The sequence below is a fragment of the Pseudomonas syringae genome (assembly GCF_021605415.1).
Lineage (GTDB): Bacteria > Pseudomonadota > Gammaproteobacteria > Pseudomonadales > Pseudomonadaceae > Aquipseudomonas > Aquipseudomonas syringae_S.
Genome location: NZ_WKEQ01000067.1, coordinates 1 through 11,947, shown reverse-complemented (window position 1 = coordinate 11,947; position 11,947 = coordinate 1). Strand labels below are relative to the sequence as shown.

9 protein-coding genes and 1 tRNA gene are annotated in these 11,947 nt (G+C 60.4%); 1 reads left to right on the top strand and 9 read right to left on the bottom strand.

The features are described 5' to 3' along the window. Nucleotides 1-190: 190 nt before the first annotated feature. The 5 genes from GIW69_RS25785 to rimO all read right to left on the bottom strand — a co-directional run bounded on the left by GIW69_RS25785 (nt 191) and on the right by rimO (nt 4,507). Nucleotides 191-961 carry an SDR family oxidoreductase gene (locus GIW69_RS25785; protein ID WP_236485605.1) on the bottom strand — a complete coding sequence of 257 codons (771 nt, stop codon included), beginning with the start codon at nt 959-961 and terminating at the stop codon, nt 191-193. A 145-nt stretch (nt 962-1,106) separates the two neighbouring features. Further along, nucleotides 1,107-1,577 (bottom strand): DUF1456 family protein, encoded by a 471-nt coding sequence (locus GIW69_RS25780; RefSeq protein ID WP_236485604.1) that lies wholly within the window; start codon nt 1,575-1,577, stop codon nt 1,107-1,109. Between the two features lie 75 nt (nt 1,578-1,652). After that, nucleotides 1,653-2,363, bottom strand: a complete 711-nt coding sequence (locus GIW69_RS25775; RefSeq protein ID WP_236485602.1) for an rRNA pseudouridine synthase — start codon at nt 2,361-2,363, stop codon at nt 1,653-1,655. A 187-nt stretch (nt 2,364-2,550) separates the two neighbouring features. Then, nucleotides 2,551-3,024, bottom strand: coding sequence for a GNAT family N-acetyltransferase (locus GIW69_RS25770; RefSeq protein ID WP_236485601.1), 474 nt, complete (start codon nt 3,022-3,024; stop codon nt 2,551-2,553). Nucleotides 3,025-3,169: 145 nt separating this feature from the next. Beyond that, a complete protein-coding gene (gene rimO / locus GIW69_RS25765; RefSeq protein ID WP_236485599.1) occupies nt 3,170-4,507 on the bottom strand; it encodes a 30S ribosomal protein S12 methylthiotransferase RimO in 1,338 nt (445 codons plus the stop codon). A gap of 288 nt (nt 4,508-4,795) precedes the next feature. Here rimO and GIW69_RS25760 point away from each other — a divergent pair, with 288 nt between their 5' ends. After that, entirely contained in the window at nt 4,796-6,697 is a 1,902-nt protein-coding gene (locus GIW69_RS25760) for a potassium transporter Kup (protein ID WP_236485598.1), read from the top strand. Nucleotides 6,698-6,842: 145 nt separating this feature from the next. On the opposite strand, the gene GIW69_RS25755 is transcribed toward GIW69_RS25760, so the two are convergent. From GIW69_RS25755 to GIW69_RS25740, 4 genes are all read right to left on the bottom strand, one after another. Continuing rightward, nucleotides 6,843-7,169 (bottom strand): DUF3077 domain-containing protein, encoded by a 327-nt coding sequence (locus GIW69_RS25755; protein ID WP_236485597.1) that lies wholly within the window; start codon nt 7,167-7,169, stop codon nt 6,843-6,845. Nucleotides 7,170-7,658: 489 nt separating this feature from the next. Then, the gene (locus GIW69_RS25750; RefSeq protein ID WP_236485596.1) at nt 7,659-8,942 is read right to left on the bottom strand and encodes an AcvB/VirJ family lysyl-phosphatidylglycerol hydrolase; all 1,284 of its coding nucleotides are present in this window, start codon (nt 8,940-8,942) and stop codon (nt 7,659-7,661) included. Continuing rightward, nucleotides 8,942-11,581 carry a bifunctional lysylphosphatidylglycerol flippase/synthetase MprF gene (mprF, locus tag GIW69_RS25745; protein ID WP_236485594.1) on the bottom strand — a complete coding sequence of 880 codons (2,640 nt, stop codon included), beginning with the start codon at nt 11,579-11,581 and terminating at the stop codon, nt 8,942-8,944. The genes GIW69_RS25750 and mprF overlap by 1 nt, the downstream gene beginning before the upstream one ends. Nucleotides 11,582-11,860: 279 nt before the next feature. After that, nucleotides 11,861-11,937: transfer RNA gene (locus GIW69_RS25740), tRNA-Met, on the bottom strand. Nucleotides 11,938-11,947: the final 10 nt, after the last annotated feature.

The window sequence follows — 11,947 nt, the reverse complement described above, 5'->3', positions numbered from 1 at the left end:
GTCATGGTCTAGGGTCGAGGCGAGAATCAGGGCAGGCATGATAACCCGTTCAGCCTCAACTCTGTGGTGACTGGGCTGACGCCTTCGCGGGCAAGCCACGCTCCCACAAGATGTGTGTCGCGCGCCAAACCTGAGTCCACTGAAAATCCCTGTGGGAGCTGGCTTGCCAGCGATAGTCGCACTGCCAATCTCAGAGGCTGAACCCCCCATCCAGCGGAATGATATTCCCGGTCATGTACGCCCCGGCCGTGCTCGCCAGGCTGATCGCCAGCGCCGCCATCTCCTCTTCACGACCCCAGCGTTTCATCGGGATCAGCGCAGTGTCTTCGGCCAACGCCTGCTCATCGCTGCCGATGTGCTGGGTCATTTTGCTGGGGAAACGTCCCGGTGCGATGACGTTGACGTTGATGTGCTGGCTCACCAGTTCCCGGGCGAGAATTCGCGACAACTGGTGCAGCGCTGCTTTGCTCGGCCCATAGGCGTAGGCCTGCTCGCCAAAGGATGAAATTCCCGCCACCGAACCGATGTTGATAATCCGCGCCGGGTTCGCGGCGCAGCCACCCTTACGCAGCAGCGGCAAGAATTGCTGGATACAACTGAACACCGAGGTCACATTGAGCTGCATGACCTTTTCCCAGCCTCTGACTGGGTAGCTCTCCAGCGGCGCGCCCCACGTCGTACCGGCGTTATTCACCAGAATATCCAGATGAGTAATCTGTTCGCCCAGTCGAGCGGCCAATTGCTGCACACCTTCCTCGCTGGCCAGATTGGCGGCAACGCCATGGCAGATCCCGAAAGCGCCCAGTTCTTCGGCCGTTTGATGGCAGGCTTCGGCATCGCGGGAACACACGTACACGATGGCGCCGGCCTCGACGAACGCTTTGGCGATCATTTTGCCGATACCACGAGTTCCGCCGGTCACCAGCGCGGTGCGGCCTTGAAGGGAAAAATACGGATGCATGGCGAATCCTGAGGGCTGGGGTTCAGTACACCCTAGTCGTCAGCCGCGAAAAGCGGAGCCACTATTTCTTCGGGAAATGAAGGGACATATCAACATGCCCCCTGTGTAGGAGCCTGCGACAACTCCTACACAGGACTGCGCGGCATTATTGCGGGCGAACGCGAAGCGTCAGCCCCTTGAGGAAATTGCGCAGCAACTGGTCGCCGCACGGACGGTAGTTGTTGTGGCCGACCTTGCGGAACAGCGCGCTCAGCTCAGGCTTGGACACCGGGAATTCGGCAGCCTTGAGGATTGCGTGCATGTCGTCTTCCTTCAGTTCGAAGGCAACGCGCAGCTTCTTGAGGATGATGTTGTTGGTCACCGGCACTTCGATCGGCTGCGGTGGACGGCTGTCGTCCTTGCCGCGCTTGAAAATCACCAGGCCATCGAGGAAGTGCGCCATGACTTCATCCGGGCAGCGCACGAAGCCTTCTTCGTCTTCCTCTTTCTTGTCGAGGTAGGTCACCAGATCGTCCAGCGCGACATCCATGCCGCCAAGCTTGATGATCTCGATGACTTTTTTGTCGCTGATGTCGAGCATGTAGCGCACGCTGCGCAGTACGTCGTTATGAATCATGTGTGCAGTCCTGATATTCAACTGTGGGCGTCGCGGCATCGCGCGGCGCCGAAATGTATGGCGGCGAGAGGAGCCTTAGAACTTCTCTTTGCCGGACAGGTAGCGCCATTGGCCGACCGGCACCTTGCCGATGGACACACCGCCGATGCGAATGCGGCGGATGCCGATGACCTTCAGGCCGACCGCTTCGCAGAACTGAGCGATGATGCCCGGCTGCGGATTCTTCATGGCAAAGCGCAGGCGATTTTCGTTCTGCCAGCTGACCTTGACCGGCGGCAGTTCCTTGCCTTTGTAGGTGAGGCCGTGCTGCAAGCGGTTGAGGCCGTGGGCGACCATGTCGCCTTCGACTTCGACCACGTATTCCTGCTCGATCTTGGCCGCGTCAGCGGTGAGTTTGCGCAGGATTTTCCAGTCCTGAGTAAACACCAGCAGACCGCTGGCCTTGGGTTGCAGGTCTGTGCTGGCGGTCAGGCGCACGAAATGGCCACGCAGCGGGCGCTTGCTGAAGCGGTGCTCTTCACTGAGGGTTTCGGTGCTGAGCGTCTGCATCGCGGTGTCCGCGTCCGTGCCGGCCGGCACGTTGAGCAGGATTGTCACCGGCTCCGGCGCGGTGGCCTGGGCGTCCTTGTCGAGTTCGACCTTCTGGTCGCCGACCTTGAACTGCGGCTCGTCGATGACTTCGCCGTCCACGGTGACCCAGCCGCCCTCAATGAACAGCTCGGCCTCGCGGCGGGAGCAACCGACCAGTTCGATGAGGCGTTTAGAGAGGCGGATCGGGTCAGTCATGACAGGGCCGTAACAAAAAAGGGGTGGGCATTGTACCTGCCTGGCGCCGGTTAAGCCCGGTTCCATTTATTGGGCGGCTATTTTTCCTGTGGGAACTGGCTTGCCAGCGATAGCACCACCTCGGTACTTCTGATGCACCGCATCGCCTGCATAGTTGGCAAGCCAGCTCTCACAAGTGTCCTGCTGGTCAGGCGTTGCGTGCCTGTCGCTGGCTTTGCCGCATGCGCATATGCAGCAGCGGATACGGCTGGCCCATGCCGTCGACTTCCGAACGGCCGATCACTTCGAAACCTTGCTTGATGTAGAACCCCAACGCCTGCGGATTCTGCTCATTGACGTCCAGCTCATACGCATTCAGGTGTTCCATCGCATAATGCAGCAGTTTCTTGCCCAGTCCCTGGCCACGATGATCCGGATCGATGAACAGCATTTCGACCTTGCCCGCAGCAACGCCGGCGAAACCGGTGATGCGTTGATGAACGTCCTTGGTGCAGATCAGCATCACCGCATCCAGATAGCGATTCAGCACCAGGTTTTTCAGTAACTCAATGTAAGTGTCCGGGAGAAAGTCGTGGGTCGCCCGCACCGAGGCCTCCCAGACCCGGGTCAGTTCCTGATAGTCACTCAGTTTCGGCGTGTGGATGACCGAATGGTGGCGCATGCCTGCTGGCCTCGCTGGTAATGAGTCCGTCCCTCAGCAAACGATAGACCTAAAAAAGCCCCGCATCCCATAAAAAGAGCGAGGCTTCAAATTCTGCGCAACCCGTGTAGAACCTGCGGCAGCTCCTACACGGGGTGTTTCGGTGTCAGATCTGTTCGGCCCAAAGGTCGTATTCGTCGGCGTCGGTCACTTTGCACCAGACCTTGTCGCCCGGCTTGAGGTTGCTGCCGTTGTCGATAAACACGTTGCCGTCGATTTCCGGGGCGTCGAAGAAGCAGCGGCCAACTGCGCCCTGCTCGTCGACTTCATCCACCAGCACTTCGATTTCACGACCGACGCGCATTTGCAGACGCGCCGAGCTGATTGCCTGCTGGTGCGCCATGAAGCGATCCCAGCGATCCTGCTTCACGTCGTCCGGCACGATGTCCAGGTTCAGATCGTTGGCCGGAGCGCCTTCCACCGGCGAATACTGGAAGCAGCCGACGCGGTCGAGCTGGGCTTCGGTCAGCCAGTTCAGCAGGTACTGGAAGTCTTCTTCGGTTTCGCCGGGGAAGCCGACGATGAAGGTCGACCGGATGATCAGATCCGGACAGATTTCGCGCCAGTTCTTGATTCGTGCCAGGGTCTTGTCTTCGAACGCCGGGCGCTTCATCGACTTGAGGACTTTCGGGCTGGCGTGCTGGAACGGGATGTCCAGGTACGGCAGGATCTTGCCGGCCGCCATCAACGGGATCAGCTCGTCAACGTGCGGGTACGGATAAACGTAATGCAGGCGCACCCAGACGCCGAGGGTGCTCAACGCTTCGCAGAGTTCGGTCATGCGGGTTTTAACCGGCGCGCCGTTCCAGAAGCCGGTGCGGTATTTCACGTCGACGCCGTAAGCGCTGGTGTCCTGCGAAATGACCAACAGCTCCTTCACACCGGATTTCACCAGACGCTGAGCTTCGTCGAGCACGTCGCCCACCGGGCGGCTGACCAGTTTGCCGCGCATCGACGGGATGATGCAGAAGCTGCAGCTGTGGTTGCAGCCTTCGGAAATCTTCAGGTACGCATAGTGGCGCGGGGTCAGCTTGATGCCTTGCGGTGGCACCAGGTCGATCAACGGGTTGTGATCCTGACGCGGCGGTACAACGTCGTGCACGGCGTTGACCACTTGTTCGTACTGTTGCGGACCGGTCACGGCCAGCACGCTCGGGTGCACGTTGCGGATGTTGCCTTCTTCCACGCCCATGCAGCCGGTGACGATAACCTTGCCGTTTTCCTTGATCGCTTCGCCGATCACTTCCAGCGACTCCGCCTTGGCCGAATCGATGAAGCCGCAGGTGTTGACCACCACGACATCGGCGTCCTGATACGTGGACACGACGTCATAGCCTTCCATGCGCAGCTGGGTCAGGATCCGTTCGGAGTCGACCAGCGCTTTCGGGCAACCCAGAGAAACGAAGCCAACCTTTGGGTTGGCCGGCGCAGGAGTGGTGGACATGTCTAACCTCGGTGTTTTGTGACGTCGTTTGCCTGGTTCGGAAACCGACGGACGGGCGCTTGAACTGCGCCTCTGATCAAAAAGTGCGCAATTCTAGCGATGAGCAGCGCACTTGACCAGCTTTATGCAGGGAAATACGACGAGTGCTGCGCTATGCTTCGCGCCGTTGCGCCTGACTGAATTTTTACAGTCAATGAAACGTCTGTAACAGCACGTAAATCGGCAGCATGCCGCAGCAAAAGCATAGTGCTTCATTTAAAGAAGCCGGTCTTGAATCAGGAGTGTTGGATGGGTCAGGCAAGTGGTCACGCGGCAGGCGCCGAGCATTCGGGCGCAAGGCCGATCGGCATGCTGGTCGCCGCAGTCGGGGTGGTTTACGGCGACATCGGGACGAGCCCGTTGTACACCCTCAAAGAAGTGTTTTCCGGAGGTTACGGTGTGCCGGTCAACCACGACGGCGTGCTGGGGATTCTGGCGCTGATTTTCTGGTCGCTGATCTGGGTCGTCTCGATCAAATACATGATGTTCGTGCTGCGTGCCGACAACCAGGGGGAGGGCGGCATTATGGCGCTCACCGCACTGGCCCGACGAGCGGCGGCGGGGCATCAGAAGCTGCGCATGCTGCTGGTGGTCTGCGGGCTGATCGGCGCGGCGCTGTTCTATGGCGACAGCATGATCACCCCGGCGATTTCCGTACTGTCAGCGATTGAAGGGCTGGGCCTGGCATTCGACGGCATCGATCACTGGGTCGTGCCGTTGTCGCTGATCGTGCTGGTGGCGCTGTTTCTGCTCCAGAAACACGGCACGGCGCGGATCGGCATTCTCTTCGGGCCGATCATGGTCACCTGGTTCGTGGTGCTCGGCGCCCTCGGCGTCTATGGCATCAGCCATCATCCGGAAGTGTTGAAAGCGATGAACCCGGTGTGGGCGGTGCGCTTCTTCATCGTCCATCCGGGCATGGGCGTGGCGATTCTTGGTGCGGTCGTTCTGGCTCTGACCGGCGCTGAAGCGCTGTACGCCGACATGGGCCACTTTGGCCGCAAGCCGATCGCACGGGCCTGGTTCCTCCTGGTGCTGCCGGCGCTGATGCTGAACTACTTCGGTCAGGGCGCCTTGCTGCTGGAAAACCCGGACGCGGCGCGTAACCCGTTTTACCTGCTGGCGCCAAGCTGGGCACTGATTCCGCTGGTCGGCTTGTCAACCATGGCCACGGTCGTTGCTTCGCAAGCGGTGATTTCCGGCGCGTTCTCCCTGACCCGTCAGGCGATCCAGCTCGGTTACATTCCGCGCATGTACATCCAGCACACCTCCAGCGCAGAGCAAGGCCAGATCTACATCGGCGCGGTGAACTGGTCGCTGATGGTCGGCGTCGTCCTGCTGGTGCTCGGTTTCGAATCCTCGGGCGCCCTGGCTTCGGCGTACGGCGTGGCCGTGACCGGCACTATGCTGATGACCACGATTCTGGTGTCGGCCGTGATGCTGCTGCTCTGGAAATGGCCGCCAATCCTCGCGGTACCGGTGTTGCTCGGCTTCCTGCTGGTGGACGGCCTCTATTTCGCCGCCAACGTTCCGAAAATCGTCCAGGGCGGCGCTTTCCCGGTGATCGCCGGTATCGCCCTGTTCGTGCTGATGACCACCTGGAAGCGCGGCAAGCAATTGCTGGTCGAGCGCCTCGACGAAGGCGCGTTGCCGCTGCCGATCTTCATCAGCAGCATCCGCGTGCAGCCGCCGCATCGCGTGCAGGGCACCGCGGTGTTCCTCACCGCGCGCTCCGACGCCGTGCCACACGCGTTGCTGCACAACCTGCTGCATAACCAGGTTTTACACGAGCAAGTGGTGTTGCTGACGGTGGTCTACGAAGACATCCCGCGTGTGCCGCCATCCCGGCGCTTTGAAGTGGAGGCCCACGGTGAAGGTTTCTTCCGGGTGATCCTGCACTTTGGCTTCACCGACGAGCCGGACGTGCCGCAGGCGCTGAAACTGTGTCATCTGGATGAGCTCGATTTCAGCCCGATGCGCACAACGTATTTCCTCAGCCGCGAAACGGTGATCGCCTCGAAACTCGAAGGCATGGCGCGTTGGCGCGAGGCGTTGTTCGCGTTCATGTTGAAAAATGCCAACGGCAATCTGCGCTTCTTCAATCTGCCGCTGAACCGGGTGATTGAGTTGGGGACGCAAGTCGAGATGTAATCCCCGCCCCATTGAAAAGCCCCCGTCAGCCTTGCTGGCGGGGGCTTTTTTGTGCCTGTGCACTTAGCCCCTGATCCAGCACAAATTCCTGTGGGAGCTGGCTTGCCAGCGATGAGGCCCGTTCATTCACCACAAAATCCAGCCGCTACAGGCCTTCAGGCTTCTCTGCTTCGGACTCGGTCTTCGTGCGCGCAGGTCGTGGCAGCCGCGCTTGTATCACATCGTCGATCAAGGCCTTGCCCATCACCGTCAGATAATGCGCGGCCCAGGCATGGCGGTCGGTGTCTTTGGCGTAGGCAGCGTCTTCTGCGAAGGATTTGGCGAGGTACAGCAGGTCGGAGGATTGGGACAAGGCATCGATGATCGGGATGCCGGAACGAACGTTGAAGAACGCTTGATCCGCGTTGTAGAGGAAAGGGGTGAAGCCGATGGTTTTAAGGTGTGCTGATCCGTGCGGATCATTTTCGGTCATCGTGTTACTCCTTGGTTCGAAGTGCCGCGACTTTCGTTACCACGCGAAAGGAGGGAGCTGTACGCAGGGTGGTAAACCGGGAACCAAGGAAACCGGCACGCCCGAAGGCGTCCCACGCACAGCTGCCATAACGTGATGGACGTGCTGTTGCGCTGGTTTCTCCGGGTTACCACACCCGATCGCTGAATGGGTCAGCGACGTGCGGAGAGTATCCCGTCAAAAAACAGCGCGACAGGGCGGCTAAGTGCCCAAACACGAGATTCGGAGTTTGCCCACAGGGTCTGTCGGCGTCATCCGATATTGCGAGACTGGAAGTAAACGAAAATAAACGTCTGGCAGATATGCCTGGAGGCATTGATATCCGAATCCAGCGCAATGTCGCTGTGGGAGCGAGCAGGCTCGTTCCCACAGGAGACTTTGGCGGCTGCCGGAATGTAAAAAGCCCCCGCACTCCAAAATTGCGGGGGCTTTTTGTTTGGGCGTTTCAGATTACTCTTCAGCCGCTTGACGCTTCTGGATCAAGTCCACCAAGCGCTTTGCCAGCGCAGGATAGTTCTCATCGAAGTGATGACCACCCGGCAGTTTCACCGCTTCACCCACCGCAGTCTTGTCAGTGCAGCCGCTTTCATCGGCCTCTTCTTCACCATAAATGCACACGACCTTGGCCGGTGGCAGTTTAGCCATTTCCGGGCCAGTGGCGGCTTCTTTGCCGGCGTTGCCGAGCCAGCCTTCAACTTCGATTTCGAAGCTGCCGGTGCGGGCGAAGGCGAGCAGGATGATCGCGTCGACGCGTTGCTGTTCGGTGTCCGGCAGGCGGTTGTAGATCGCTGGCAGGACGTCGGCGCCGAACGAGTAGCCGGTGAGGATGAAGCGTTTGGTGCCCCATTTCTGCCGGTAGTGCTGCATCAGTTCGGTCAGATCCAGCGCGCTTTGCTCAGGGCTTTTGTGCTGCCAGTAGTAGCGCAGGGTGTCGATGCCGACGACCGGGTAGCCGATCTTGGCCATTTCCCCCGCCACGTCGCGGTCGAGGTCGCGCCAGCCGCCGTCGCCGGAGAGGAACAGGGTGACGGTGTCCTTGGCCTGACCGGCCGGCACTTCGACCACCGGAATCGCCAGACCGCCGTTGGCCTTGTCTCCGCCGACGAGGATTTTTCGCAGTTCGTTGTTCAGCACTTGCGGCAGATTGATGTCGTAGTCGCTGATGCTGGTTTCGGCGTTCGGCTGATCGCGCACGAAACCGGCGCTGGTGTCGTCCGGGTTGTCGTTCCACGCCGCGAGCCAGTGGCCGTGGGCGGCAGACTTCGGCAGCAGGTGGGTGCAGCCGGGTTTTTCCAGGGCCAGATCAACTGACACGGCTTGAGCCTTGTCGTCTTTCTGTTCCGACAACCAGCGCCAGGCCAGCACGGCGCCCGGGCCGATGCCGCTGACCAGTGTGGCCGGGCCGTTCAGTTCGCGCAGGCCGGTTTGCAGGGCGCGGCTTTGCAGCAGGCAATCCTTGGGCAGAATCACTTGAACGATCTGCGCCGAGGCGGTGCGGCTCAGGGTGGTCAGTTGCTTTTCAGAGAGTTTCTGGTCGTCGTTGACCGCGACCAGCACCTGCGCCTTGGGTTTGGTGCCGGGGATGACGCGGGTCAAAACGGTGCCGTCTGCCGCCGTAATAGGTTCGAGCGTTGGTTCCGGTGCCGGGCGTTTGAGGTACCAGAAACCGCCGCCGGCAATCACGGCCAGCACAATCAGCGCGGCCAGGATGTACTTCAGGGAGCGTTGAATCATCAGCGTTTCACCAATCCAGTCAAGCCGCCCGCGATCAGGGCAGCAGTGTCGGCCAGCGCCACCAGCGGATCGAGTCCGGCGGGCACGGCCATATAACGAGGTTCCCAGTCAGGCTGGAATTTATCTTTGAAGCGGCGCAAGCCTTGGAAGTTGTACAGCTGCTCACCACGGCGGAATACCATCGAGCCCAGACGCTGGGTCAGCGGTGCACCACGCCGGGGTTGCAACCCCGACAACGGCACCATGCCCAGGCTGAAGCGCGCGTATCCGTGACTCTTATAGTGTTGAATCAGGCCGACCATCATGAATTCCATGGTCAGTTTCGGGGCGTCCGGGTGCGCGCGCATCAGGTCGAGACTGGCCAAATCATGGCTATAAGTCTCAAGCAGGTTGGCGAATGCCACCGGGCGGCCTTCGAAGCGGATTACCGCAATGCGGAAGTGCTTCAGGTAATCGTCGCTGAACCGGCCGAGGGAGAAGCCTTTCTCGCGCACGTTCTTGCCGGTCAACCAGGCATCGGAAATCACCTTGAGCTCATCCATTGGCGCCTGGCCCGGTTCATGAATCTCCAGCGACAAGCCATCGCGGGTGCCACGGTTCCAGGTGTAACGCAGATCCTTCATCTCTTTGCCTTTGGCTTCCAGGTCAAAGCGAAGCAGATCGACCCGAGCCTCTTCGCCGAGCTTGATCGCGGTCAGGCCGATGTCCATGTAGTACGGCAGATTCTCGGCACGCACCTGATAGAACACGGGGCGGGCGTGGTAGATGTCGCACAGGTCGCGGAACTGCCAGATCATCTCGGCGCGTTGCTGGCCGGGGCCGATCGGGTCGTACAGCGCCACCAGGCTGCGGCCACGGCGGGCGTACATCAGAAAGGCTTCGTCGTTGGGGTGAAACAGCAGCGCCTTGTCACCGGTCAGGGACAGGCCACCATCGGGTTGCGAGGAAGCCATCAATATCTTCGAAGCGCGTTCCAGTTCATCCGGTGTCGGCAGATGAATCACCGGGCGCGCGGTACGCAGCAGCCAGGTCAGTGCGATCACCAATAACAGCACGGCGGCGCCGAGCAGGGAGCGCAAGCCGCGCGGCGCATCGGCATCCAGGGTGAACTGCCACCACAGCTGATGGCTGTACGGCACGTCTTGATAAGCGAACAGCAGCAGCCAGGCCGAAGCGCCGAGCACACACAGACTGGCGACCAGATACAGCGGCGAGAATGGCAGTTCAGTCAGACGGCTTGGGCGATAGAACGAGCGACGGAACACGGCCAGCAGGCTGGCGGTGAGGGTCATCAGAACGGCTTCTTCCCAATCGAAACCCTTGAGCAGCGAGAGCAGAGCGCCGACCAGCAGCAAAATGGTGGTCAGCATCCACGCTGCGGACAGGCGACGGCGCAGGCCTTGGGCAAGCAGCAGACACAACACGCCGATCAGGCTGGCACCGAAGTGCGAGGCGTCGACCAGACGATGCGGAATCAGAAAACCGATGTGCTCCAGACGCGTGTCGATCTCGGGAGTCGCGCCGGAAAACAACAACACCACGCCAGACAGGAACACCAGAACCGCCAGAATCGGTGCCGCCAGACCTGATGCCGCGCGCATGGTTTGCGTTTGAAACAGACGCTGCCCTTCGTTGACCAACAGCATCACGCACGCGACCAGCAGCGGCAGCACCACGTAGATCAAGCGATAGAGCAGCAGCGCGGCGGCCAGTGGTGCGGCACCGAGTTTTTCGGCAAACGCGGCGAGCAGGATCGCTTCGAACACTCCGACGCCGCCCGGCACATGGCTGAGCACGCCGGCGGCCAGCGCCAGTAAATACACCAGCAGGAACGCGCCGAAGGGTGGCGCTTCCGGCAGCAACAGATAAAGCACCGTCGCAGCAGCGGCGACGTCAAAGGCCGTAATGACCAGTTGCAGAAAAGTCAGGCGGCGACCCGGCAGGCGCAGCGTGCGACGTCCGGCCTTGACCAACAGGTTGTCCCGGTACGGTTGCTCCGGCAGGCGTCGGCGATAGATGCCGATGGCCAGAATCGAGGCGATCAGCAACACCGCTGCCGCAACACCGCCCAACAATGCTTCGGACAAGCCGAGAGCCTGCGACGCGGCTGGCAAATCGCTGAGGGTCGCCAGCGCGGCGAGCGGGGGCAGGGCGCAGCCGAGCGACAGGCTGGCAAATAACGTCATGTGGGCGACTTCCGACGCCCCCAGTCCATGCCGTGCATATAACCGATAACGAACCGAGCCGCCGGACAGCAGCGACAGGCCAATGGCGTTGCCAATCGCGAATGCGGTAAAGCCGCCAAGCGCCAGAGTGCGCGGTGGCAATGTCACGCCCGCATAACGGCTGGCCGACCATTCGTAGCCCAGCAGGATAATGAAGCCAACGACAGTCGCACCGAAAGCGCCGAGCAGGGCCGGTTTCGGGACGTCAAGAATCGAGTCGTGCAGCGCGTCGAGATCAAGCTCGCTCAGCAGATGACGACAGGCAATCAGCGCGATGGCGAATAGCAGCAATGTGACGGCCAGACCGATTGGCTGGCGGTATTTGCTGATTCGATCCAGCAAGCGCAGACGCTCGGGTTTGATCGGTTGGGTCGCTGTGACGGTGTCTTGTGAATCAGACGAGTTGGCGCGCATCAATCACCTCTTGGATTGTGCGCGACAGGATGGAGGTATCCAGCCAAGTTACCAATCCCTGTAGAAAAAAATAATCACAAAAGACTACGCCTCTCACCGGGTATCGGCGAGGGCAGTTCCCGTAATGCCGACGCCTTGTCCGCGACTCAAGCTTAGTCGCGACTCGGCGGGTATGACGGTTCGGGGCGGTTCGCTGCACAGTGACAGATCATTGTTGCGAAAGGACTTTTTCTACAGATACAAAAAAGGCCACTCTTTCGAGTAGCCTTTTTTGATGTTTGGTTGCGGGAGCCGGATTTGAACCGACGACCTTCGGGTTATGAGCCCGACGAGCTACCAGACTGCTCCATCCCGCGTCTGTGTGGC